Below are 24,923 nucleotides of genomic sequence, written 5' to 3' on the forward strand. Positions count from 1 at the left end.
TTTCGCTGGGTTTGCGAACTTCATTCTATCGTTTCGCATACGCTGGTTGCAGTGTCGTTCTTTGAGCGACTACGCAGTGGCATGCTGCATTGCTTTTTCGACGATAGCGGGGCCCATGCCCAATCCGACTTCGCCGTATGGGGCGGCGTAGTCGGTGCGACGGGGCATTTCCTTAAACTGGAAAGCGCTTGGCGCCGACTGCTCGCTGAGCCGCTACCGGGCAAAGCGCCCATCACAAACTTTGGCGTTGGTCATTGTCGATGGGGCGAAGGTGATTTTGCGCGATACTCTCCGGCAGAACGAGATTTAGTTAGAAATTTGTTTCGATCCACGATCCTAGAGTCTGGAATTTTCTCCGTATGTTTTGGCGTGGACCGACAGGCGTGGGACCAGATCGTGACGGGTAAGATGCGCAATGAATATGCTACGGGGGCGAGCGGGGTAGCGCTTTCGGCTTGTGCGGATATAGCCATTCGGCTCGCCTCCGGCATGCCAGCCGGATGGTTTGCGTGTTTGATCAGGGGCAGCGCAATTCTGAAGCTGAAAGTCTTTTGGATGACGCGCGGCGACGAGTGGATGCAGCGGGCTTGCGGGTTCAATTCACATTTGCAGCGGTGGGCGACGTTGTGGGCCTTCAAGCGGCCAACACAATTGCTACAGAACATTACTGGTATGGTCGCGATCTTAAAACGGACCCGAACGCGCCGCTGCCGCCCCACCTGAAGCACCTTGTCTCAACTGTGAAAACTCGGGCATATTTCCTCGAACGGCCCCAAATCTTGAAGCTGCGAAAAAACTATCGCAGTTTCGCACAGCGACGAGGCCAATAAACCGGCTCGGTCGGACTAGCGCTCAATCTCGAACCCGGGAGGCGGCGGGGGAATGGCGGAACGCTGGCGAGTTGGAGAATGACGCTCGCCTTTGACCGGGCGCAGGGGAGGGATAGGCACCCCGCCCAAGACGTTGGCCTTTGCAGCTTCGCGAGCCTTTTCCATTATGAACTTGATAGCCTTCGCCTGCCCGTCCAGATCAAGCGCCCGATATTCTGGCAGCTCGATAAGCTCGCTCACCCACTTGTGAGCCAGCGGGCCGGTCATCATCGCGCCTCGACCCGCAGGGTGTGTGAGCCAAGATCGACCGTTCCGCCACTTTCGTTCTGATAGCTAACAGTGACAGTGTCAGCCGCCGAAACGTAAGCTGCAAGCATCACGCCCGCCTGATCAATGGAGATCGCGGCAGAGGCGATCATGCCCATCCTCGCGCCTGTGCACGTCACGGTCGTACTGCCCCCGGCGCGGTCTGCAATGCTTCCTGGATCATATGTCTTGGAGCCGCGATAACGAAAGTCAGTCGTGTTGGCTCCAACCGCGCTGTTGTCGGTGTTGGATGAGGCAGTGACCACCACGTTGCCCGAGACGACACAGGTAGCCGCGCCGGAGTGTATAATGATGCTGCCAGCTACGGCATTGCCGGTAACGACGTTGTCCGTCCCCTTGACCGTCATCCCTCTGCCAAGGGTGCTGATGCGCGAACCGGACAGGATGACTTTCTTCGACGCGGCGCCAAAGAAAACATCACGGGTGTAAATCCCGGTCAGCAAGAGACTGTCAGCACCCGCCGTGTCGATCAGAACGCCCGTTGACGACACACCCACCAGATGCCGCGGGGTAGCCTGAGTGTCACCCGTAGGCATCTGGATTGCAGCCAGCGCCGGGTCGGTCCGGTCGTAAATCCCGCCGATGATGCGAAGTTGAGAACCGCCGTTGTTCGCTGTCACCTCGACCGTATAGCCGTTCATGTCGAGGATATTGACGTTTTGAAGCGTGATGTTCGCGGTGCTGGCGCCAACTACCAAGCCGCGCCCGGTCAGGATTCCGCCGTTCCCCTGCAAGCCGATGTCCCGCAGGCCAGACCCCGCCGCCATTGTGAACATGTCGCCGCTGCTATCGACCTTGGCGATGCGGGTGGTGAGCGGGCTTTCGCCGTAGAGAACCTGACCGAACGCCAGCGCCTTGCCTGACGGCACATAGCTATAAACACCAATCGGGAAAAATACGTGGCTGCCGGTGTCAATCGCGGCGTTGATCGCGGCGGTATCGAGCGCAGCATTCCCACCAGTCGCGCCGAAGTCCTTGACGCTGACGACATCGCGGGCTTTTGACTGCGCTGTGCGGGTGATCGCTCCCGTTCCTGATTGCTGTATGCCCACCATCTCCCCACCAGTGGGCGAGCGGAGACGATCGATCGATAGCGCCAGCGCCAGTAAGCTCTGCGGCGTCTCGCCTATGCCAGCGCCAGCCTTTGCAGACGAGTCCCATATCGCCAAGGACCCTGCCGCTGCCAGCATGCCGCGTCGCCCGATCTTTCCACCACGATACTCCATAGTGTCTCCGTTTGTTCGGCTGCAATCAATGCCGTCGCGCAAGCTCTTATGTAATTTGCAAGCCCACGTCTCGCCCGGCGAGAAGAGGGGTGGCAGAAATCAGCCCGGCAACGAAGGCTCCAGCGACCCCGGTTTGCAGGGCAGCCGCTCCGGAACCTCTTCTACACGGATGAGTTTTGCAGCTGGGGATCGGTCATTCATTGACCGGAGTAACTGACATCGAAACGAGAAGGCGGGCTGTCACCACGGACGCGCTTCTTTTCAAGACGTCAATGCACTAGTTGTTTGGTCCTGGCATTTGGTGGATCGGATTGACGATGAATCGATCTGGCTCTGAAGTCCAGCATTTGCAGATGTATTCGTAGGGAGTGAGCCCGCTGAGCGTCTTGAGCCGACGAGCAAAGTTATAGGCATCCATGAAGTCGGCGAGATGCGTGCGCAGTTCGTCATGACTATCGTAGTGGAAGCGTTTGACGGTTGCATCTTTGATCGTGCGGTTCATCCGCTCGACCTGCCCATTGGTCCATGGATGGTTCGGCTTGGTGAGGCGGTGCTCGATGTCGTTTGCCTCGCAGATCATGTCGAAGCGCATCTGGCGCGACCAGGCGGTGTTGCGATTGCGCGGCTGCTCGGCGAACTGGATGCCATTATCGGTCAGGATCGTGTGGATACGGTAGGGCACGGCTTCCAGCAGGCCTTCCAAAAACTCCCACGCGGTTCGCCTGTCGGCCTTGTCGACCAGCTGGGTGACTGCGAACTTGCTGGTTCGGTCGATGGCGACGAACAGGTGCAGCTTGCCTTCGGCCGTTTGCACCTCCGCGATGTCCATGTGGAAGAATGATCTGCCCCCTTCTGAGTGGTACAAAATTGATGATATTTTGGATTACGAAGGAGATTATGAATGCCGACCAAGAAGCATCGCCCGGAAGAGATTATCGGCAAGCTGCGTGAAGCGGAGGTTGTTCTGGCGCAGGGTGCGACGACCGCAGAGGCGTGTCGGCGGATCGCGGTCAGCGAGCAGACCTATTATCGGTGGCGCAAGGAATATGGCGGCCTGAAGACCGATCAGGCGCGGCGAATGAAGGACCTGGAGAAAGAGAATGCGCGGCTTCGTCGTGCGATCTCTGACCTGACGCTGGACAAGCTGATCCTGCAGGAAGCTGCTCGGGGAAACTTCTGAGCCCCGCGCGCCGAAGGCGCTGTATCGACCACATCAGAATGATGATGCCGGTGTCCGAGCGACGGCTCTGCCGCGTGCTCGGGCAATACCGATCGACACAGCGCAAGGCGCCTCGCGGGGCAGATGACGAAGCGGCTCTCACCGAGGATATCATAGCGCTGGCGCGGCAATATGGTCGTTATGGCTATCGCCGGGTGACTGCGTTGCTGCGCGACGCAGGGTGGCATGTGAACCGCAAGCGGGTCGAGCGCATCTGGCGACGCGAGGGGCTGAAGGTGCCGCAAAGGCAGCCGAAGCGCGGTCGGCTCTGGCTGAATGACGGATCATGCATCCGGCTTCGGCCCGAGTATCCTGGGCATGTCTGGTCCTACGACTTCGTCGAAGGTCGCACCCACGATGGCCGCAAATACCGGATCCTGTCGATCATCGACGAGGCGAGCCGGGAGTGCATGGCGTTGCCGGTCGCGCGCAAGCTCAAGAGCGACGACGTGCTTGCGGCCCTGGCCGAGCTGTTCGTTACGCGCGGGCCGCCAGCGCACATCAGGTCTGACAATGGGCCGGAGTTTATCGCGACCGCCGTGCAAGAATGGCTGGCGAAGGTCGGCGTGAAGACGCTCTACATCGCCCCCGGATCGCCATGGGAGAATGGTTATTGTGAATCGTTCAACGGGTCGCTGCGCGATGAACTGCTCAACGGCGAGATCTTCTACTCGCTCGCCGAGGCCCGCATTCTGATCGAGGCGTGGCGGCGACATTACAACACCGTCCGGCCGCACAGCTCGCTGGGATATCGACCACCGGCTCCAGAGGCCGTTCCATCGCCAGTGTCGCCCTCCGGTTCCGCTTCGCTCCACCTACGGCCAACACTGGCGATGGAGACGTCAATGCACTAACAATCCCCGCGGACCACTCGGTGGGGGCCGGTCAGTTGCACGTTCCAAGATCGAGGGAGCGTTTGAAGACATGCTGCGCCGCCTCGTTCCCGGTCCTGAACTGATTGGCATTGTTGCCAAGCTGTTCCGGAAGCGGTGGGATGAAAGCGAAGCCAAAAATGTTGAGCGCCAAGCAGCCGCAAAACGTGAAGTCGCGACCATCGAAAAGAAGATTGCCAATCTGGTGGACCGGATCATGGAATCGGAGAGCCGGACAGTAATTACCCGCTACGAATCCGAAGTGGAAAAGCTGGAACGCGAAAAGCTTGCGATGGTGGAAAAAACGGCGCGTTGCGGCACAGTAGCGAAGTCTTTTGATGAGACTTTTCGAACCGCTTTTGACTTTTTTGCAAACCCTTGGAATCTTTGGGAGAATGGAACTCTTGAGGATAGGCACATCGTCCTTCGCTTAACCCTCAACTCTCATTTGGAATATGACTGGAATGGTTCTCTTCGAACCGCAGATTTATCCTTGCCGTTCAAGGCTTTGGACTGTGCCGAAAACCGAGAAAAGCAATTGGCGGAGCGGGTGGGATTCGAACCCACGATAGGCTTTTGACCTATACTCACTTTCCAGGCGAGCGCCTTCGACCACTCGGCCACCGCTCCGCATGCTTGGAACGGGCGCCCTAATCGCTTGGCGGGGCTTTCGCAAGCCGATTGGGCGTGGCAGACATCGGGCATGAAACATTTGCTCCTGACGGCCGTTGCCGCCGCGTCGCTGCTCCTTCCCGCTCATGCGGAAGAGCCTGCCCAGATCCCGTCGCCGGGAGAGATTGCGGCTGCTGCGCCGGCGAGCGACTGGATCGCCATCGCGCTCTCGGATCTGCTGGTGATGGACCTAGCGCCCGATGCCAGAGGCAAGCCGCGCCGCGTCGACATCCAGTTGATGCCGGCACCGTTCAGCCAGGGATGGATCGGCAACATCCGCAAGCTCGCCGCCGCGCACTGGTGGGACGGCACCAGCGTCAACCGTGTGCAGGATAATTATGTCGTGCAATGGGGCGATGCGACCGAGAAGAAGGTCTTGCCTGCCGGTTTGGCTGTCATGCCGGAGAGCGGCTATGTGACGACGTCCGATGCTATGGACGCGACACCTTCCGCCACGGCTGTGACCGACGGGCCGGCGGAAGCTGCGCATAAGAAGGCCGTGGCTGAATTTGCCGCCAAGAAGGCCGCCTCACCCAGCAAAGCCGATCTCGACAAGATGGGGGCGAATTTGCAGCGTTTGCGAGAAGACTTGCAAGCCGAAATGGACGTCCGCGAGCAAAGCGTGCGAATCTCGATGGATTCGACGCGGACGAGCAAAGCACCGGACGGCTGGCACGAACGAGACGCCTACGCGCAGTGGGTCGAGATCCACAAGGGCTGGCCGATCGCAGCCGAAGAGGTCGGCGACCAGCTTTGGCGATATTGGCCCGTGCATTGCTATGGCATGGTTGGTGTCGGCCGCAATATGTCGCCCGACACGGGTAACGGAGCCGAACTTTATACCGTGATCGGGCAGGCTCCGCGGCATCTCGATCGCAATATCGCACTTGTCGGGCGCGTGGTCAGCGGGATCGAGCATTTGACGAGCCTTCCGCGCGGGACCGGGGCGTTGGGTTTTTACGAAGACCCGGCCCAGCGTGTGCCGATAGTCTCGGTCCGGCTGGCCAGCGAAATGCCGGCGGCCGAACGGCCCAAGTTTGAATATCTTTCGGGAGCAAGTCTCAGCTTCGGCCGCTATGTCGATGCCCGCGCCAACCGCCGCGACCCCTTCTTCATCAAGCCCGCGGGGGGAGCCGACATCTGCAACATTCCCGTTCCGATTCGGCCGGTCGCTGCGAAATAGGCACCGTGGAGGAATTCACCATCACCACGCCGCTCTGGCGCTGGCAATCGGCCACGGCGCCCGCTGCATGGTTCTTCGTCACCATCGCTGGCGAGGTAGCCGACGGCATCCGCCTGGCAGCGATCAGCGGACAATGGCTCGACGGGCGCAAGGGGTTCGGATCGGCGCGGGTCGAGGCGGTGATCGGCGACACGCTATGGAAGACGTCGGTCTTCCCGCACAAGGAAAGCGGTGGATGGATCTTGCCGGTCAAGGCCGCGGTGCGAAAAGCCGAAGGGCTGACCGAGGGCGACCCGGTGACGGTGACCGTCAGTCTTTAGGCGGATTTTCGGTCTGCGCCTCACGCGCTTGCGCCTTGCGCTTGCGCAGATTGACGCGCAGCGCTTCGGCCAAGCGGCGCTCGCGCTCGATATCCGCGGGGGAGGGGGGCTTGCTCACAAGCGGCCAATCTCGCGAAATCGGCGCGCCGTCAAGCCTCGCACCTTGACAGGCGAAGGGCGCCCCTTCATAGGCCGCGCCTGCCCAGCAAACATGCGTTTGGGGGCGCCCCGGTTGCTGCTGTAGCTCAGTGGTAGAGCGCGTCATTGGTAATGACGAGGTCGACAGTTCAATCCTGTCCAGCAGCACCATTTTCCATACATCGCAGGATTTCAGGGGACCGCTCGGTTCGTCTCCGATGCTGATCTACTGCTAGATCTTCGCCGCGAGCAGCCAGTCGTGGAAGAATTTCACGGCCGGCTGGCGCAGTGCGCGGGGGCGGCACACGAACCAGTAACTGTACGGGCTGTCGACATCGAAATCGAACAGGCGGACCAGCCTTGGGTCGTGGGCATCGTCGAAATGATGGCCGTGCATGAAGGCGACGCCGATGCTCTGCGCCGCGGCCTCGAGCATCAAGGGGCCCGAATCGAAATAATCGATCCCGGCGGGCTCCAGATAGGGCATGCCGATCGCCTTCTTCCATTCGGCGAAGGTTTCGGGCATTTCGCGGTGGAGCAGGACGGTCATCCGCTGCATCTGTTCGGGGACTGCGATGGGCCGACCATTGTCCATCAGCGTCCGCGACGCGATCGGGAACACCTTGTCTTGGTCGAGCCGCGCGGCATAAAGCACCGGGTCGATCGAGCGCGCGAGCGCGATCGCTGCGTCGATGCCGTCGCCCAACCGGGCTTCGGCGTGCGACATCGTGTCGATGTCGATATGCAGTTCGGGATGCTGACGCCGCAGTTCGGGCAGGCGCGGGAACAGGCGCTGCTGCGCGAATAGCGGCAGGACGTTGAGGTGCAGGCGGAGCGACGCATCGGGGCTGCCGACCTGGCCGATCACGATACGCAGCTCATCGAGAATCGGCGACAATTGTTCGTTCAGTGCGCGTCCGGCTTCGGTCAGGCTGAGGCCGTGGTGGTGGCGGTTGAAAAGCGGGCGTCCGACGGCATGTTCGAGAGTCTGGATCCGGCGCGACAGCGCGGGCATCGACAGGCCGAGCTCGATCGCCGCGGCCTTGACCGTGCCATGACGGGCAACCTCCAGAAAGGCTTCCATGCTGCTGATAGGGGGTAGGCGTGGCATATCCGTTGCCGATGATGACATGACCTTGCCGGACATGCCAGAATTTTGTGCAGTGCGTCATAAAATGGCGCGGCCATAAGAAGGGGAAGGGGGTCGCAAATCGGGAACCGCCATCCTATCTTTCGCATTCTGACCTTTTTGAGGGAGACGCGCATTGGCCGACGCAGCGGTAAAAGAAAAACAGGTGAAACTGCAGGTGGCGAACGCCCGCGCAGAGGAAAGCGGCGGGGGGATCGCACGCATCCCGCGTTCCGTGATGGCCGAGCTTGGTGTCACCGAAGGCGATATCATCCAGATCAGCGGCAAGCGGCAGACGGCTTCGCGCGTTGTCTTGCCTTATGCTGAGGATGAGGGGCTGGAGGTCATCCGCCTTGACGGCCTTCAGCGCGCCAATGCGGGCGCCGGCGCGGGCGATATGGTGGAGCTGAGCCGCATCGAGACGCGCCCGGCGACGCGCGTCGTGTTCGCGCCCGCGCAGGAAAATCTGCGACTGCAGGGCTCCGCCAACGCGCTGAAGCGCAGCTTTTTTGGGCGTCCGCTCGTTGCGGGCGACACCGTCGCGACTGCGGGGCAGCAGCGGCTGCCGTCCGGCGACATGCCCCCGCAGCTTCGCCAGATGCTCAACGCGCCCGCCTATGCGCTTGCGGAGGTGCGCTTGCTCGTCGTTTCAGCGAACCCCAAGGGCGTCGTCTTCATCGACGAAAATACCGAAATTGAACTGCTTCCTGAATATCAGGAGCCGCATGACGCGCGCCGTACCGACGTCACCTATGACGATCTCGGCGGCCTTGGCGACACGATCGACCAGCTCCGCGAGATGGTCGAACTGCCGCTGCGCTATCCCGAACTGTTCCAGCGTCTCGGCGTCGATCCGCCGCGCGGCGTGTTGCTGCACGGCCCGCCGGGCACGGGCAAGACGCGGCTGGCGCGCGCGGTCGCCAACGAGAGCGACGCGCAATTCTTTCTGATCAACGGCCCCGAAATCATGGGCAGCGCCTATGGCGAGTCGGAAAAGCGTCTGCGCGACGTGTTCGAGGCCGCGGCAAAGGCTGCGCCGTCGATCCTGTTCATCGACGAGATCGATTCGATCGCGCCCAAGCGCGGGCAGGTGCAGGGCGAGGCGGAGAAACGCCTTGTCGCGCAGCTTCTGACGCTGATGGACGGGCTCGAGCCGCGCACGAACCTCGTCGTCATTGCTGCGACGAATCGTCCCGACGCGATCGACGAGGCCCTGCGGCGTCCGGGCCGTTTCGACCGCGAGATCGTCATCGGCGTTCCCGACGAGAGCGGGCGTCGCCAGATCCTGGGCATCCACACACGCGGGATGCCGCTCGCCGAAGATGTCGACCTCGCGGAACTCGCGCGCACGACCTTTGGTTTTGTCGGCGCCGACATGGCGGCATTGACGCGCGAAGCCGCGATCGAGGCGGTGCGGCGGATCATGCCCAAGCTCGACCTTGCCGAGGGCACGATCCCGCCCGAGGTGCTTGAAGAACTGCGCGTCACGCGTGAGGACTTTAACAATGCGCTGAAACGCGTCCAGCCGTCGGCGATGCGCGAAGTGATGGTACAGGCACCCAAGACCCGCTGGAGCGACATCGGGGGGCTCGACGCTGCGCGCGACAAGCTGATCGAGGGGATCGAACTGCCGCTGAAGAATCCCGAGGCGTTTCGCCGGCTCGGCATTCGTCCGGCGAAGGGCTTCCTGCTCTATGGCCCGCCCGGAACCGGCAAGACCTTGCTGGCGAAGGCGGCGGCGCGCGAATCCGATGCGAACTTCATCTCGATCAAATCGTCGGACCTGTTGTCGAAATGGTATGGCGAGAGCGAGCAGCAGATCGCCCGGCTATTCGCGCGTGCGCGCGCCGTTGCGCCGACGATTATCTTCATCGACGAACTCGACAGCCTGGTGCCCGCGCGCGGCAGCGGAACGTCGGGCGAGCCGCAGGTGACCGACCGCGTCGTCAACACGATCCTCGCCGAGTTGGACGGGATCGAGGAAATGCAGTCGGTCGTCGTCATCGGCGCCACCAATAGGCCAAACCTGATCGACCCGGCGCTGCTTCGTCCGGGGCGGCTCGACGAACTGATCTATGTTGCGGTTCCCGACAAGGAGGGGCGCCGGCGCATCCTCGAAATCCAGACCGGCAAGATGCCGCTGGCGAAGGATGTCGATCTTGCGGCGCTCGCGGAAAGGTCGGATCGCTTCACCGGCGCCGACCTCGAAGACCTGACGCGGCGCGCGGGTCTTGCCGCGCTCAAGCGTTCGATCGCCAGCGAGACGGTAACGATGGACGATTTCGAAGCCGCGCTGAAGGACACCCGCGCCTCGGTCACCGAGGCGATGGAAAAGGATTATGAAAAGATCCAGGGCGAGATCAAGCAGGCCGCGATGAGTGTCGATCCGATCGGCTTCTTCGCGCCCGGTATGCTCAAGCCCGTTCGCGAGCGCAAGCACAGCGACGATACGAAGGATTAACGAGTCGGCGGCTGGTCCAGCCTCAGTGCGGACCAGCCCCACACCACTAGCCAGACGCAAAACGCCGCCATCAGGCCATAAGCGACCATCGGGTGCCAATTATAGAGCAGCACGCCGATGGTTGGCGAAATGATATAGGCAGATCCGTTAATCGATGCGGTCATGCCTGCTACGGACCCTTGATCGTGCCGCGGCACCGACAGCGACGCGCCGGCGGTGAAGCCTGGCCGGAACAGGCCAAAGCCGAGCGATGCCAGCGAAAAGCTGATGACGATGGTATGGAGGTCGCTGGCAAGGCCATTCATAACGATGCCAATTCCCGCGAGCGCCGCCCCCGCGAGCACCGTCATCCGCGGCGTAAGCTTCAGGATCGGGATCAGGCCCCACTGCGCGAGCAGGGTCGCGAAGGCGCCTGCCATCAACACGATGCCAGTGGTCGCCGCACCCTCGTTATCGGTGCTTTGGCGCAGGTGAAGCCGGTCGAGGACAAGATAACCGATAATGCCCAGCGTCATGGCCTGCGCCTGCCCGCCCAAAAGGCCGGCGAGCAGCCATGGGCGGACGCGGTTGTCGGTCCAGCGCAATGGTGCCGTTGATGCGGCAGGCTGGTCAACAGCCTCATCTTCCCTTTCGTCGGTCGCGGTAGGGGCCGATCCCGCTGCCGGATAGGTGGCGATGGTCCCTCGTGCTGCGAAGCGGGGCACGTCGTCGGGCAAGCGCCACCGCAGCAAGATCAGCACGACGAGGCCGATCAGCGCGAATACCAGCATGGGGCCGGCGAGGCCGACGAACGGCAGAATGAAAAAGGGCGCGATCGCCGGACCAATGACGGTCCCGAGCCCGAAGGAGGAGGAGACGAGCGACAGCGCTTGTGTCCGCTGCTCGGGGTCCGTCCGGGAAGCGACATAGGCCTGCACCGCAGGGGGGGACGCTGAACCGAAACCGCCATAAAGGCTGCGGAATATTGCAAAAACTACGAAGGTGACGCTCCCCGCGAGATAGCCTTCGAGCCCGGCCCAGAGCGTAAGTCCGCACAGCGCCATCGACGAGAGGAAGCCGACGACGCCGAGCGCCATCAGCGCCTTGCGCCCGCGCTTGTCGGACTGGCGCGCCCAATAGGGTGCCGTCAGGACCCAAAGCAGCGCTGACCAACTGAAAGCGAGGCTTCCCCATACGTCGGGAATATGCAGCTTCGTAACGATCGTCGGCAGGATCGACTGCATCGCAGTATTGCCCGCCGCGGCGACCAGCATGACGGCGAACAGCACCGCCATGCGGTCCGAGGGGATGGAATGCGATGTCGTCGCCATGTTCGCCCCTCCTCGCCCGTGGTCGGTAACGCTGCCTCTCCCTACACGCGAGCGCTTGTCTGTCCAGAGTCAAGACAGACTCTTTCCTTGCGCGTCGGCGCCGATTTTGCCACGCCTTTGCCAACTGCAACAACGCGAAAGCCATCATGACCAATCCGCGGGCGCAGGCCCAAGAAAAGAAAGCTCCGTTGGGCCGCCGGCTTCGCGAGAGCCTCAAGCGCTTTTTCGGGCCCTGGGGCATGTTTGTCCGCGGCTTTGTCAAGCACCCGGTCATGGTTGGATCGATCGTGCCGTCGTCGCCGACGCTGATCCGCCACATGTTGCGTCCGGTGGATTGGAAAAACACGAAGCTGTTCGTCGAATATGGACCGGGCGTCGGCACCTTCTGCCGCCCCGTGCTCGAACGGATGGCCGGCGATGCGACGTTGATCGCGATCGACACCAACGAAGATTTCATCGACTATCTTCGCAAGGATATTCGCGACAGCCGTTTCATTGCGGTTCACGGCTCGGCCGCTGATGTCGAGGAAATCGTGCGCGCACATGGTTTCGAGAAGGCGGATTATGTCCTCTCGGGCTTGCCCTTCTCGACGCTGCCCGCCGGCGTTGGCCCGGCAATTGCCGCTGCGACCCACCGTGTGCTTCGTCCCGGCGGTGCTTTTTTGGTCTATCAATTCCGCGCCCGCGCGCGCGACTTCCTCGCTGCGCATTTCGATCGCATCGACAATGCGTTCGAATGGGTGAACGTCCCGCCGTGCTTCCTGTTCTGGGGCTGGAAAGACTAAACTTCCAGGTCGGGATCGGTCTCACCGAGACCGAAATTCAACCGTCGCGACACCGTATAGTCCGCGGCACCCACGACAAACCACGCCAACGTCCAGCGCAGTCGCGTCAGCCATCCGGCTCGCGACTTGTGCTTCGCGGTGGTAATGTCGTCGCAATCCGCCCGCTGCGCCGCGATGAAGCCCCGCATCTGCTCGGCAAAACCGGCATCGGCGATACGCAGCATCACCTCGACATTCACGAACAGGCTGCGCATGTCGAAATTGGCAGTGCCGATATAGACAACATCGTCAACAACGATCAGCTTCATGTGCAGCTTGCATGGGCGATATTCCCAGACCTGCGCGCCTTTGCGCAGCAGATAGCCATAGAGCAGGCGCGAGGCACCGACCGTCGCAGCATTGTCCGATTTCGCCGCCATGATGAAGCGCGCTCGGCCGTGCCGGGCGACGCGCCCAAGGCGCCGCAGCATGCCTTGCCCCGGCGAGAAATAGGCCATCACCATGTCCAGTTGGTGCGCGCCGACCAAATCGGTGCGCACCGCCTGCGCCCACGGCGACAATCGCTGGGTCGGGCCGCCGACCAGCCAAGTCACTGGCGCGGCCTCAACAGGCCATTCACGGATAAGGCGGCGGAGCATGAACAGCTTGCCGTCATTATTCACGGTGTAATCGTGGATCTCCTCGAACCACGCGACCATGCGCGCCACCGACGGCCCGCGCACAACGATGCCCAGGTCGAACCAGCAATTGTCCGGCTGTGTGCCAAGATAGGGGGTCGCGATGTTGAACCCGCCGGTCACCGCCACGTCGTCGTCGATCAGCAGCAATTTCTGATGATTACGGACCAAATAGCTCGATCGCCAGCGCCGCGAGAAAAACGTCACGCTGCCGCCCGCTTCACGCAAGGGAACAAAGATGCTGTCCGAGATGTCCGACGAGCCGAAACTGTCCATCACCGCGCGGACCCGCACCCCGCGGCGCGCGGCGGCGGTCATAGCATCGAGTATGCGTATCCCCGCAGCGTCATGCTCGAAGATATAGATGACCAGGTCAATACTGCTGATCGCGCCGCCGATCAGCGCTAGCAATTGTTCGAACCGCTGCTCGCCGTCAAATATCACCTCAAGCCGATGCCCCGCGATGTTCGCCTTCAACATTTCGGTCTTTCGAGCCTCACTGGCAACATCGGTCATAGGTCGTTCATAGGCTGGCGGCCATCTATGCGGCAAGCGTTGGCTGTTTTTGACCGCAATGGTTGACTGACGGAGCGCTGCCGCGCAAGGCATAGGGGATGGCAGTTGATTTGAATGTTGACGCCGAACGATTGTTCTGGGCAGCGGATTCCTTGCTGCGTTGATCGGGCGGAGTTCGGCATCGGAACGAAACGGCGGAGTCCGCTAGCGGAGTTGAACTCTGCCCGGAGCGAATTTAGTGACGGGGGCTCCGGAAGATCTCGATCCGGCGCAGGCCGGGACTGCTGAGCGCGCCGGGCCCCTGCCGAGCGCGCCATCCACCCTGTGCTGGCTTGCTTCGTCCTTGTGGCGAAATTCCTGGCGGGTCGGCGACAGCATCGCACGCGTTCGCGAACTGGAAAATATCCGGGAGTTTCTTGGCTCCAATGCCGTTACGGTCGTGATCGATTTGTTCTTCACCGTCGTTTTCTTCGAGGTGATGTTCCTCTATTCGCCGCTCCTTACGCTGATCGTGCTGCTGTCGATTCCATGCTATATTGCGATATCGGTCCTCATTTCGCCGCCATTGCGCGCGCTACTCGAGGAAAAATTCCGCCGTAGCGCGGAAAATCAGGCGTTTCTGGTCGAGAGCCTGACTGGCATCGGAACGCTGAAAGCGATGGCCGTCGAGCCGCAGATGCGAAGCCGTTGGGAAAGGCTGTTCGCCGCCTCCACCAGCACGCGTTTCAGCGCCGCGAAGCTCTCCAATTGGGGTAGCCATCTGATCCAGATCGTGTCGAAGCTGACCACGGTCGCGATCATCTATTTCGATGCGAAGGCAGTGATAGTCGGCGATCTGTCGGTCGGATCGGTCATTGCCTTCAATATGCTGGCGGCGCGCGTCGCGGCCGCCATCTTGCGGCTGTCGCAGCTTTGGCAAGATTTCCAGTGGGTGCGCATTTCGGTCCACCGCCTCGCCGATGTGCTCAACGCGTCGGCGGAGACTGAATATAACCCCAATCGCGCGAGGAGCCGCGGCGACGTTACCTTCGACAAGGTGCGGTTCCGTTACCGCCCCGACACCCCCGAAGTGCTTCGCGGGATCAGTCTTGACCTGCGGGCAGGTGAGATGCTGGGCATCTTCGGACCTTCCGGGTTGGGAAAGTCGACGCTGACCAAGCTGATCCAGCGGCTCTATGTTCCTGAACAGGGACGGGCCCTTATCGAGGGCGTCGACCTTGCGCTGGTCGACCCTCCTTGGCTGAGGCGCCAGTTCGGTATCGTGTTGCAGGAGAATATCTTGTTCAACCGCGCCGTGCGGGAAAATATCGCGCTGAGCGATCCGACGCTGCCGATCGAGGCGGTCATCGCCGCTGCCGGATTCGCCGGTGCGCATGATTTCATCCTTGAAATGAGCCATGATTATGACACGGTGATCGATGAGCGCGGCGGCAATCTGTCCGGTGGACAGCGGCAGCATATCGCGATCGCCAGAGCACTTGTGAACAATCCACGCATCCTGATCTTTGACGAAGCCACTTCTGCACTTGATGCCGAAAGCGAGGAAATCGTCCGGAACAATCTGGCGGGCCTAGCGGCGGGCGCGCACGGTGGTTATCATTGCCCACCGACTGTCCGCCGTTCGCCAGTGCGACCGGATCATTACCGTCGAGGCAGGCGAGGTGACTGAACAGGGTAGTCATGACGAGTTTCTCCGTGCGGGCGGGCGCTATGCGCAGCTCCATGCCGAGCAGATGGCAGCGCCCCCGGATGAGCTTTCGCGAGCAGATGGGCCGATGGTTCCCCAACCTCGTGCGTCATTGGACGATCTTCCGCACAGCTGGCAGATCGAGGACGAAGCCGGGGCACAGGCGGTGCCGAGCAGCGATACCGAGTTCCTGCCCGCCACCCTGGAAATCATGAAAAGCCGCCGAGTCCGGGTCTTCGTTGATTGATGCTGTCGCTGTGCCTCTCTTCACCCCCGCATTGCTCTGGTCGTTCATAGGGAAGGTGGACGTGATCGCGACCGCGACGGGGCGCGTGGTGCCCTCGGGTAGCATCAAGGTCATTCAGCCCATTGAGATCAGCTATGTCCGAGCGGCTCATGTCCGCAACGGCCAGCATGTCAAGGCGGCCGATCTATTGGTCGAGCTCGATTCGAATTTGGTCGGCGCAGAAGCGGCGCAGGCTTCGAACAGTCTCGTGAACGCCGAAGTTCTCTCGGCCCGCAATTCGGCGTTGATGGCCCATATAGAGGGACGGTCCGCGCGTTTCATAGCCCCGCCGGGAACCGAGGATGATGCGATCCGGGCGCAGGCGAATTCGTCCGCGCCGCCATTGCCGAATATGAAGGCGAGCGCGCCAGCCTGATACAGCAGCGGGCCGAACGCGGCGCCGAACTCGCCGCGACACAGGCCGAACTGGTGAAGCTCGAACGGACTTTGCCACTGGTGGAAAGCCAGCTGGAGGCGCGTCGGCAATTGGGAGAGAAGGGATATCTTTCGCATCTCCGCCTGCTTGAATATGAACAGGTCAAGGTCGAGCATGAGCAGGATATCAAAGTTCGGAGGGCGAATGCCGCAAAGGCACGAGCGGCGATGGCGGATATCGACGCGCAGCTCGCCAGACTGCCCGGCAGCTTCGGAAAATCGGTCGCGTCCGATCTGTCGGACAGCCAGGAAAAAGCGGGGCTGGCGCGCGAGGAAGTGACGAAGACGCGGCGCGGAACGGCCTTCCAGCAACTTCGGGCGCCCGTTTCAGGGACCGTGCAGCAACTGGTCGTGGCGACCATCGGTGGCGTGATGCAACCCGCACAGCCGCTGATGGTGATCGTTCCGGACGACGACGAGCCCGTGGTTGAGGCGCAAATTCTCAATCGCGATATCGGCTTCGTGAGGGAAGGGCAGCCCGTTCGCGTCAAGCTGGAAGCCTTTCCGTTCACGCAATATGGCATTGTCCCAGGGGTTGTCGAAACATCAGCCGCGACGCCGTCGAAGCTCCGGCATCGCAGACAAGAGGTGACGAATCCGGATTATCCCCGCCTGCCGCGTCGCGGGGCCTTATCTATTCGGTGCGCATCCGCCTTTTGAAGCGCGCCATTGTCGTGGATAGCGGGGAACGATCGATCGTCCCAGATTGGTCGTTCAGGCCGAAATCAAGACCGGGCAACGACGGATCATCCAATGTCTTCTTTCGCCGATTGCCAGTAATTTGGACGAAGCGGCCCGTGAGCGCTAATCGTCGACGGCGTCAGGCGAAGAAATCCACAGGCTTCGCCGTTTCGCGTTGCCAATTCGTGGCCGCTCCCGCGCCGCCGGCGACCGCGAACATGTTCATGTCCTGGATCATCAAGGCCAGAAGCGGGTCCGTCGGAGCCGACCCGGCTTCCGTGTTCGGATAAAGGGCTTGGCCGTCGGGCGTCATCCGGCCGCCGACCGAAATGTTGCCGGTCGCGATATCATCCCCCATGTAGAGGGTCATGTCCTGCGGATCGCGGAGCTGGGCCGTGGCCGCGGGGGCCCTCTCCTCCGATGCCCCCGTAAAGGTGAAGATGACGGGTTTCGAGGCACTGGTGCCTGCCTGGTCGGCGACGGTGACGTGGTAGGTGATCGTGAGCGTCTCGCCGGCGCCGAGGAAGTCGACGAGGCGGTCGGCGAGCGCGAGGCTTGCGGTGATCGCACTGCCACTATGAGCGAGCGACAAGGCGCCCGCGAGTGCGGCGGCGGTCTCGGTGGGGATCGCCGATCCGCCATTCCATCCCGCGGAGACGAAGTCGGAGCCGAGGCTGTATCTGTCCCCGAAGTCATTGCCCAGATTCAGCGAGATCATTGCGATGTCAAGCTCGTTGGAGCCGGAGGTGTTGGCGCGTTCGTTGAGGTGCGCCGATCCGGGTTCATAGGCCTGATAGTAGATGTAAGCTGGCTCGTTCAGCGTCGCATGTCCATTGGACGCCCGGTTGATCTTGCCGGTCGTGCCGTCAGCGAAGACGATAGTGCCTCCGGAGAGGGCGACGATGTCGATTCCGTTAGCCGCGAACCAGTTGCGCTCACCGACGAAGTTATAGCCGTTCGTATAGTCCGCCTGCTCGGCGGTGGCATAGGCGGTCAGGGTGACGAGCGAAGGCTTCCCGTCGAGCAGGTTGGCACTGCTGCCGGGCAGGTAAAGCGCCGCGATTGTCGCCCCCGCGCCGACGCCGGGCTTGAGGTTGGCATTGACAGAAAGATCAGGGACGCCCGCCGCAAGTGCCGGCGTATCGTTGCTTCCGGTGAAGGTGAAGGTGATTGGCTTCGAGCCGGATCGGCCCGTCTGGTCGGTGGCGGTCACGTCGTAGGTCAGAGTGAGCGTCTCGCCCGCAGCGAGGAAATCGACGAGACGGTCGGCAAGCGCGAAGTTGGCGGTAATCGATCCGCCGCTACGCGCAAGCAAGAGCGCGCTCGCGAGCGCGCTAGCCGTCTCGATGGGGATAGTCGACCCGCCACTCCACACCGAAGAGGCGAGACGGAAGCCGAAACTATAGCTATCGTTAAGGTCGGTGCCAAGACTGAGCGATACCGACGCCGTGTTGAGTTCGTTCGAACCGCTCTTGTTTCGCTGTTCGTTCAGCCAGGCGGAACCGGGTTCATAGGCCTGATAATAGATATAGGCGGGTTCGGAAAGGGCGGCGGATCCGTTGGACGCCTTGTTGATCTTGCCGGTAGTGCCGTCGGCGAAGACTATGGTGCCGCCAGCAAGCGTACCCGAACTGATACCGTTCGTCACGAACCAGTCTGGTCCTCCGAGGAAGTTATAGCCGTTCGTGTAGCCTTGCTGCTGGGTGACGGCATAATTGCTGAGCGCCGTCAGCGGTGGACGCCCGTCAAGCAGATTGACATTGCCGTCGGCGGCATAGAGCCCGACGACGGTCGCTCCGGCCACCGCTCCGGGTTTTAGATTGGTCGCAACGTTCAGGTCGGGCATGTCGAAGGCCAGCGTTGGCGCGTCGGCGGTTCCCTTGATCGTAAAGGTGACCGGCTGGGTGGCGGTCCCGGTCCCTTGGCTGCCGATCGTCACATTATAGGTCAGGGTCAATATTTCGTCGGCAGCGAGAAAATCGACCAGTTTGTCGGCCAGCTCAAAATTGGCGGTGATCGTATTGCCGCTGCGATTCAGTGCCAGGGCGGTGGCCAGCGCGCTCGCGGTTTCCTCGGGAATGACGGATCCACCACTCCAGTTCGCCGACGCCAGGCTGTAGCTCATGCTGCCGAGCGCATTGAGGTCGCTGGTCGCGGTGAGTGCCACCGCCGCAGTGATCTGTTCGTTCGAGCCGCTAGTGTTCGGCTTTTCGCTCAGCCACGCTTGGCCCGGTTCATAGGCCTGGTAGAAGATATAGGCGGATTCTCCGGTTGCGCCATCGGAGGCGCGGTTGATCTTGCCGGTCGTTCCGTCCGCAAAGACGATCGTTCCTCCCGTCAGCGCGAGGAGATTGATGCCGTTGGCCGCGAACCAGCCATTTCTGCCCAAATAATTGTAGCCGTTGGTGTAGTCTGGCTGCTGGGTCACGACATAGTTGTTGAGCGTTGTAAGGGGCGGGAGGCCCTTGATCAGGTTGACGCTGCTGCCGGGGGCATAGAGAGCGACGACCGTTGCGCCTGCAGGAGCGCCGGGCTTCAGATTGGTAACGATGCTGAGATCCGGCATGTCCAGTGACAGCGCGGCGGCGTCGGCCGCCCCCGTAATCGTGACCGTCACCGGCCGCATGTCGGCAGCGCCGCCGCGGTCGGTGACTGTCATATTATAGGTCAGGGTAAGTGTCTCGCCGGGGGCAAGGAAATCCACCAGCCGGTCCGCGAGGGAGAAATAGGCAGAAATCGAAGCGCCGTTCCGGGTGAGCGAGAGCGCGTTCGCGAGCGCGGTGGCGGTCTCGGCCGGAATGCCGGACCCGCCGCTCCAGACCGACGCCGCCAGAGCATAGCCCAGCCGATGGGTGTCCTGCAGGTCGGTATCGTTGAGGCCGAGCCCGATCGTGGCGGAAAGCAACTCGTTCGAACCGTTGGTGGCTTTCAGTTCGCTGAGCCAGGCCGACCCCGGTTCATAAGCCTGATAATAGACATAGGCGGATTCGGAGAGGGCTGCGGATCCGTTGGATGCCTCGTTGATCTTGCCGGTCGTGCCGTCGGCGAAGACGATCGTGCCGCCTGCGAGTGCCGCAATACTGATGCCCTTCTCCACGAACCAATCCGGCCCGCCCAGAAAGTTATAGCCGCTGGTCGAGCCTTGCAGCTGGGTGAAGGCATAGTTGCTGGACGTCGTCAGAGGCGGATGCCCGTCGAGCAGGTTGACGCTGCTTCCGGCGGCGTAGAGGCCGGCCACGGTGATGCCCGATGCCGCGCCCGGCTTCAGATTCGTAACGACGCCGAGGTCGGGCATGTCGAAGGCTAGCGCCGGGGTATCGGTCGCGCCTGTAATGGTGAAGGTGACTGGTTTGACATAATTCGTCCCGTCGGCGCTCGTCGCGCTCACCTCATAGGTGAGCGTCAGCGTCTCTCCCGCCCCGAGGAAGTCGACGAGGCTGTCGAGCAGTCCGAAGCTGGCGTTCACCGAAGCGCCATCGCGCGCAAGGGCCAGTGCGCCGGCCAGCGCGCTGAGCGTTGCCGCCGGGATCGTCCCCCCCCCGCTCCAGGCGGACAAAACGAGGCTGGCGGCGAGGTCATAGCTTTCATTCGCGTCAAGATCGGCAAAGGTCAGCGCCGCCAAGCGCGTATCCGTCTCGGTCGATCCGCTGACGCCTGGCCGTTCCGCAAGGATGTGGTTGGCGACGCTGTCCAGCAGCAGATATGTCGCACCGCTGTTCAGCAACTGATAGTTGGTGTCGTTGACGACGATGTCTTGCACGAAGGTCCAGCCGGTGACGTCGACCAGATTGTCGCCGGCGTCGAGGAACAGCGTCTTGCCGATGCCGGTCAGCCCGATGCCGAGCGATGACTGATGGAAATCGCTTCCCGCGGTTATCGTTGCGACATCCTCGGGCGTGAATTTCAGCTTCAGTCCTGTCACCCCGGCGCTTTGCAGGTCTATCTTCTCGATATTGCGCGCCTGGATCATCCTTTCATATTGGCCGAAAACTAGGTCCAGGCCGGGATTCTGCTGCCGCGGTCCCGAGGTCAGATTGTAGGAGCCGTTCCAGACGAGGGTGTCGAAGCCGTCTTCGCCGTTCAAATTGAGCGCCAGACTCCTTTGGGTCGCCACTTGTGTACCCGCCAGAATGAAGCGGTCGTTGCCCGCTCCGCCGCGTATCTGGAAATTCGTGTTGCCCCAGACGCCGATCCCGTCCCAAGTGTCGAGCACCTCTATATCGTCGTCGCCGTTTCCGCCGTCGATATAGCCGATTCCCAGGCTGCCGCCTTCGATATGGCCGGTCGTGATACGATCGTTACCGTCGCCGCCGTCGATTTGTATCGACCCGACATATTGCCCTTGGGCTGTCGCCGCGCGGATGATATCATTTCCTGCGCCGCCCAAGATCGTAATATAGGACGTGGTCTGAGCGTGGCTGCCGTCGAACGTCAGTATGTCGTCGCCAACCCCGCCATCCATCACCGTGCCGGCCGCATCGTTCAGCGTTGCCGCGACCTGCGTGATGATGTCGTTTCCGGTCATTCCCTTGAGAATGTCGGCGCCGCCATTGCCGGTGATGACGTCGTTTCCGGCGAAGCCGATGAGGGTGTCGACGGCAGTCGTCCCGTCCATGATCCGGTCCGACACGAGGGCGATACCAAAGTAGCTCGAGCCATTTTGCAGAATGTTATATTCGATGCCGCCGACCGACGAGCGGCCCAGCAGCGTCCACCCCGTCAGGTCAACCTGATTGTCGCCCAAATCGACAAAAAGCATATTACCGTTGCCTGCCAGTCCCAAGTCGAGCGAGGACCGGTCGAAATCGCTGCCAAGCGTGATATCGGCAACATCCTGCTCCGAAAATGTCAGATTGAGCCCGGTCACTCCCGCGGAAATCAGGTCGATCCTTTCGACGTCGCGGAGTTGGATTTCCTTCCGGTACAGACCATCGTAGAGACCTAGCGCCGCATTCTGCGCGCCTCCGTGGGTCAGATTATAGGCGCCGTTCCAGACGAGGGTGTCGAATCCGGCTCCGCCGTTCACGACGGCAGCGGTCGATGCCGACAGTGCCACCTGCGTTCCCGCAAGAACAAACCGGTCGTCGCCGGCCCCGCCCAGCATTTCGAACGCGGAATTGCCCCAGATGCCAACGCCGTTCGCGCCTTGATGCACTTCCAGAATATCGGCACTGTCGCCGCCGTCCATCACGCCGCCGGGCTGACGATCGGGGCTGTTCGCCGTCGTGGCCAGGATATCGTCGCCACCGCCGCCGCGCATGACATGCGCGTCGGCAAGCTTGTCCGCGCCGTCGCTTCCTGCCAGCACCAGACTCAAGTCACCGTTCGTGTCGGTCAGGGTCGCCGAGGTGGACGAGGAAAGCGAAAATCGCTTGGAGTTGAGAAGATAGACGATCTCATTGTCGCCGGATTCGGAATCGACAAAGATCTGGGTAACCGCCTTCGACCGGTCGGCCAGTCGCGCATTCAGCGCCGGCGACTCGATCGAATAGGATATGCCGTCGATCGTTACGGTCCCCGAACCGGTAATCGCTATGGGTATCAGGGGATAGTCGAAGGCGAAATTATCGAGGTCGCCGAAACCTACCTTCAGTACTGACAGATAAGGGACAGGGATGCCGTTCAGCGACTGGATAAGGCCTGCGGGCGCATCCTCGATAGTCAGCGTGGCGCCGACGGGCAGAGTGAGCGCCGCCGATCCCGCGAAAGCTTCGGTCTGGGGAGGCGGCAATATCTGATTGTCGCTCGTTGACCGGTAAAGGTCGAGCACGGAGCTCTCGAACGCCCAGGACGCTGGCCTTATAGAAGTATAAGCCGATCCGGTGAAATTCTCGGCGAAATCATCTTGATGCGACAATATATAGTCGTATCCTTGAATATTCATCGAATCGTCGAGATAGATCGACTTCAAATCGACGTCGAATATCTTCCATATTCCGTTTTCGAGAACTTCGCTGACGACATGGCCTTCGATCCAAAGGACACGCGATTCATATCCCATTTCCTTGAGGATTGACGCATAGATTTGAGCAACATCATCGCAAAAGCCGAATCCCATGGAATTAAGAAAAAGATAGGGCGCATGCTGCCAATTTGCTCCGCTGTACGGATCAAACTGATAACTGTTGTCCATCATCCAGACCCAAGTCGCATAGGCTGCGCCTTCTGTCTGAAATACGGGCATCGCGTTTATGGCTTGGATAATATCCGAAGTCGATAGGAGTAGCGAGTTTCCGTTGATGTTCAGGTTGAACGTAGCAACTGATGCGCCGTCATTGGTAACTTTGATGGAAGAATTGTTCGCCACTTTTTCACAATCCGAATTTCTATAATTTTTTGGTATCCTAGCATTGTCGTCTCATCGCGCAAGGTCGTGTTCTGGCGAACCGTGACAGGGTGACGGAATCGAGCGGCGGGATATGTTCCGGATGAGGGCGCAGTGAGACCGCACTTGCATGGGGCGCGGCGGGGCCACCGAGTGCGGTGGTGACTCAGTTTCAAAATGAGGGGTTAGGTCGCCTCCAAAGCGCTACTGAAAATTGCGCCGGCAAAAAGCTCGAACATCCTCGCCGGTCAGCGAAAACCATTCCCTGTTTGGCGAAACGGCGGTGCCAATATGCCTCGATACCTGATGAATCATCCGTCCGGATGGTGTGAACAAGGGTCACGGATTTCGGCAGGGCCAACTTTATCTCGTGGAAGCGTTGTTCAATGTCATCGCTGCGTCCGATCTTGTAGTGATTCCCGGACTTGAGGAGATAGACGAAGCCGTTCACCCGACTTGCGCTTCGAGGCGCATCAGGTTCGTTTTCGACAGCCGGAAGATAGCAGGCTAAATCACTCCAGCCGTCTTCAATCTCTGCGAACTGGAGCAGTGCTTGCATCATATTCGCATTGGTACGGAGGTAGGCATCGACTGTTGAATGGGAAGGGGACTCTGGATGGGTTTGACGACGCATCCGGATTTCGGACCTTGTGGGCAAGCGTTGCAATTCTCGCGTTAGCTCGGCGATTTGCGAACAACCTCGTTCGTTTCGGTTTTCTTGTTCCACGCGTTCGCTGCAAAGCCCGCTTCGGCAAGCGCATCGCTCCAGCGAAGCCAATGAATGCCTCGCCATTTGGCCGGCGAAATGCTGGTCGAGTTTGTGAAGGCATTTTGCCCCGGCGCGGTTCCGCCGTTCTCGGACGCAAGGCGCTTAATCTCGGAAAGGATGAAATCTCTCATGTGTTCGGCTTCGCAACTAGCTCTGCGCCGAACTAGCGCCGGACGCCCAGAGCTGCGCGCGAAATGCGGGCGGGTCAGATGTGGGAGGATCGTCAAGATCAGCCCTGATTTTCCCAGACCAGTCGGGACCAGAGTTCGTCATGGCGATCCTTGGTGAACGAAGCCGAATTGGATTCAGCAATCTCGTCAGTGAACGTGTGGAGTGCGGTAATAACCGCCGCCGAGCCGATGAGGTGAAGATTGTTAACGGCATTGGCGAACCTGATCTTGGCATCGTCGGGAGCGTGGTCGACGATCCCGCTTGCAGCGCCGAAGAACTCTTCGTAGTAGGCGAGCTTCTTAGCCCGCCATAGAGCCTCGCGGGGGCGCGAGCCTCAGGTGCGAATTTGTTCGTTGTCTTACTCATCCTACGCCCTTCCTCTCAGGAGTTAGGGCCTCCGGCAATTCCGGGGCGGTTCAGATTGACATTAGGCATGCCCCCCTGCTAAAGTGCTGCGCTTACCGTCACGCCTTAAAGGCAGGGCTGGTCTCTCCGATATTCTAAGGATATAATATGGCCCGCGTTACCGTCGAGGATTGCGTTGACAAAGTTCCCAATCGTTTTGACCTGGTTCTGCTTTCCGCGCACCGCGCCCGTGAAATTTCGGGCGGTTCGGAGCTGACCATTGACCGCGACCGGGATAAAAATCCCGTTGTTGCGCTGCGCGAGATCGCCGAGCAGACCGTGCGTCCCAAGGATTTGAAGGAAACGCTGGTCGGATCGATGCAGAAGGTCATCATCGACGATGACGATACGCCCGATGAAATCAGCTCGATCAGCCGTTCGGCCGAAGCGCTTCGCCTGACCGCCGCCGCGCCGCCGCGCAGCCCCGCGGGCGGTGGCAGCGACTTCGAATAAGCGCTGTCGACATCGATCATTAAGGGGGCCGCAGGAAACTGCGGCC

Annotated in this window: 19 protein-coding genes, 2 tRNA genes and 1 pseudogene; 11 read left to right on the top strand and 11 right to left on the bottom strand. The window is 61.0% G+C overall.

Going from position 1 to position 24,923, the window contains the following annotated elements; all coding sequences use genetic code 11:
- Positions 1–845: 845 nt before the first annotated feature.
- The 3 genes and pseudogenes from AC07NV_RS19230 to AC07NV_RS19240 all read right to left on the bottom strand — a co-directional run.
- Entirely contained in the window at positions 846–1,100 is a 255-nt protein-coding gene (locus AC07NV_RS19230; protein ID WP_495168005.1) for a hypothetical protein, read from the bottom strand.
- The gene (locus AC07NV_RS19235) at positions 1,097–2,383 is read right to left on the bottom strand and encodes a pectate lyase family protein (protein WP_495168006.1); all 1,287 of its coding nucleotides are present in this window, start codon (positions 2,381–2,383) and stop codon (positions 1,097–1,099) included. The genes AC07NV_RS19230 and AC07NV_RS19235 overlap by 4 nt, the downstream gene beginning before the upstream one ends.
- Positions 2,384–2,660: 277 nt before the next feature.
- Positions 2,661–3,221, bottom strand: a pseudogene (locus AC07NV_RS19240) (integrase core domain-containing protein); the annotation flags it as partial.
- Between the two features lie 63 nt (positions 3,222–3,284).
- Between AC07NV_RS19240 and AC07NV_RS19245 the strand changes: the two are divergent.
- Both AC07NV_RS19245 and AC07NV_RS19250 read left to right on the top strand, forming a co-directional pair.
- Positions 3,285–4,456 (top strand): IS3-like element ISSpwi1 family transposase gene (locus AC07NV_RS19245; protein ID WP_495168007.1). Its coding sequence is split into 2 segments (ribosomal slippage): positions 3,285–3,549 and positions 3,549–4,456, totalling 1,173 coding nucleotides; the frame shifts between segments, so codons are not numbered across the junction.
- 70 nt (positions 4,457–4,526) lie between these two features.
- Positions 4,527–5,054: a hypothetical protein gene (locus AC07NV_RS19250; RefSeq protein WP_495168008.1), complete on the top strand. Its 528-nt coding sequence runs from the start codon at positions 4,527–4,529 to the stop codon at positions 5,052–5,054.
- On the opposite strand, the gene AC07NV_RS19255 is transcribed toward AC07NV_RS19250, so the two are convergent.
- Positions 5,014–5,104: transfer RNA gene (locus AC07NV_RS19255), tRNA-Ser, on the bottom strand. The genes AC07NV_RS19250 and AC07NV_RS19255 overlap by 41 nt on opposite strands.
- A 73-nt stretch (positions 5,105–5,177) precedes the next feature.
- Here AC07NV_RS19255 and AC07NV_RS19260 point away from each other — a divergent pair.
- Both AC07NV_RS19260 and AC07NV_RS19265 read left to right on the top strand, forming a co-directional pair.
- Positions 5,178–6,329, top strand: coding sequence for a peptidylprolyl isomerase (locus AC07NV_RS19260; RefSeq protein ID WP_495168009.1), 1,152 nt, complete (start codon positions 5,178–5,180; stop codon positions 6,327–6,329).
- Between the two features lie 5 nt (positions 6,330–6,334).
- A complete protein-coding gene (locus tag AC07NV_RS19265) occupies positions 6,335–6,649 on the top strand; it encodes a DUF1905 domain-containing protein (RefSeq protein WP_495168010.1) in 315 nt (104 codons plus the stop codon).
- On the opposite strand, the gene AC07NV_RS19270 is transcribed toward AC07NV_RS19265, so the two are convergent.
- Complete coding sequence (locus AC07NV_RS19270) at positions 6,639–6,767, bottom strand: hypothetical protein (protein ID WP_495168011.1); 129 nt, start codon at positions 6,765–6,767, stop codon at positions 6,639–6,641. The two genes, AC07NV_RS19265 and AC07NV_RS19270, sit on opposite strands and share 11 nt — an antisense overlap.
- Positions 6,768–6,883: 116 nt before the next feature.
- Between AC07NV_RS19270 and AC07NV_RS19275 the strand changes: the two genes are divergently transcribed.
- A tRNA-Thr gene (locus AC07NV_RS19275) sits at positions 6,884–6,958 on the top strand.
- 61 nt (positions 6,959–7,019) lie between these two features.
- Here the strand turns inward: AC07NV_RS19275 and AC07NV_RS19280 are convergent.
- Complete coding sequence (locus AC07NV_RS19280; RefSeq protein WP_495168012.1) at positions 7,020–7,898, bottom strand: LysR substrate-binding domain-containing protein; 879 nt, start codon at positions 7,896–7,898, stop codon at positions 7,020–7,022.
- Positions 7,899–8,052: 154 nt separating this feature from the next.
- Here AC07NV_RS19280 and AC07NV_RS19285 point away from each other — a divergent pair, with 154 nt between their 5' ends.
- Positions 8,053–10,377 (top strand): CDC48 family AAA ATPase, encoded by a 2,325-nt coding sequence (locus AC07NV_RS19285; protein WP_495168013.1) that lies wholly within the window; start codon positions 8,053–8,055, stop codon positions 10,375–10,377.
- Here the strand turns inward: AC07NV_RS19285 and AC07NV_RS19290 are convergent.
- Positions 10,374–11,687, bottom strand: coding sequence for an MFS transporter (locus AC07NV_RS19290; protein WP_495168014.1), 1,314 nt, complete (start codon positions 11,685–11,687; stop codon positions 10,374–10,376). The two genes, AC07NV_RS19285 and AC07NV_RS19290, sit on opposite strands and share 4 nt — an antisense overlap.
- 146 nt (positions 11,688–11,833) lie before the next feature.
- Here AC07NV_RS19290 and AC07NV_RS19295 point away from each other — a divergent pair, with 146 nt between their 5' ends.
- Positions 11,834–12,472: a class I SAM-dependent methyltransferase gene (locus tag AC07NV_RS19295; RefSeq protein ID WP_495168015.1), complete on the top strand. Its 639-nt coding sequence runs from the start codon at positions 11,834–11,836 to the stop codon at positions 12,470–12,472.
- Here AC07NV_RS19295 and AC07NV_RS19300 read toward each other — a convergent pair.
- Positions 12,469–13,665, bottom strand: a complete 1,197-nt coding sequence (locus tag AC07NV_RS19300; protein ID WP_495168016.1) for a phospholipase D-like domain-containing protein — start codon at positions 13,663–13,665, stop codon at positions 12,469–12,471. The genes AC07NV_RS19295 and AC07NV_RS19300 overlap by 4 nt on opposite strands.
- Before the next feature lie 343 nt (positions 13,666–14,008).
- Here AC07NV_RS19300 and AC07NV_RS19305 point away from each other — a divergent pair, with 343 nt between their 5' ends.
- The 3 genes from AC07NV_RS19305 (at position 14,009) to AC07NV_RS19315 (ending at position 16,733) form a co-directional block, all read left to right on the top strand.
- A complete protein-coding gene (locus tag AC07NV_RS19305) occupies positions 14,009–15,334 on the top strand; it encodes an ATP-binding cassette domain-containing protein (RefSeq protein WP_495168017.1) in 1,326 nt (441 codons plus the stop codon).
- Entirely contained in the window at positions 15,327–15,599 is a 273-nt protein-coding gene (locus tag AC07NV_RS19310; protein ID WP_495168018.1) for a hypothetical protein, read from the top strand. The genes AC07NV_RS19305 and AC07NV_RS19310 overlap by 8 nt, the downstream gene beginning before the upstream one ends.
- 414 nt (positions 15,600–16,013) lie before the next feature.
- Positions 16,014–16,733, top strand: coding sequence for a beta-barrel domain-containing protein (locus AC07NV_RS19315; RefSeq protein ID WP_495168277.1), 720 nt, complete (start codon positions 16,014–16,016; stop codon positions 16,731–16,733).
- A 160-nt stretch (positions 16,734–16,893) separates the two neighbouring features.
- Here AC07NV_RS19315 and AC07NV_RS19320 read toward each other — a convergent pair whose 3' ends face one another.
- The 3 genes from AC07NV_RS19320 to AC07NV_RS19330 form a co-directional block, all read right to left on the bottom strand.
- Positions 16,894–22,812: a hypothetical protein gene (locus AC07NV_RS19320; protein WP_495168019.1), complete on the bottom strand. Its 5,919-nt coding sequence runs from the start codon at positions 22,810–22,812 to the stop codon at positions 16,894–16,896.
- 439 nt (positions 22,813–23,251) lie between these two features.
- A complete protein-coding gene (locus AC07NV_RS19325; RefSeq protein ID WP_495168020.1) occupies positions 23,252–23,713 on the bottom strand; it encodes a GIY-YIG nuclease family protein in 462 nt (153 codons plus the stop codon).
- Positions 23,714–23,754: 41 nt separating this feature from the next.
- Positions 23,755–23,979 (bottom strand): hypothetical protein, encoded by a 225-nt coding sequence (locus AC07NV_RS19330; protein ID WP_495168021.1) that lies wholly within the window; start codon positions 23,977–23,979, stop codon positions 23,755–23,757.
- A 553-nt stretch (positions 23,980–24,532) separates the two neighbouring features.
- On the opposite strand from AC07NV_RS19330, the gene rpoZ reads away from it, so the two are divergent.
- Positions 24,533–24,877 carry a DNA-directed RNA polymerase subunit omega gene (gene rpoZ / locus AC07NV_RS19335; protein WP_495168022.1) on the top strand — a complete coding sequence of 115 codons (345 nt, stop codon included), beginning with the start codon at positions 24,533–24,535 and terminating at the stop codon, positions 24,875–24,877.
- The last annotated feature ends 46 nt before the right edge of the window (positions 24,878–24,923 follow it).

The organism is Sphingopyxis sp. GW821-FHT10B01 (assembly GCF_059415685.1).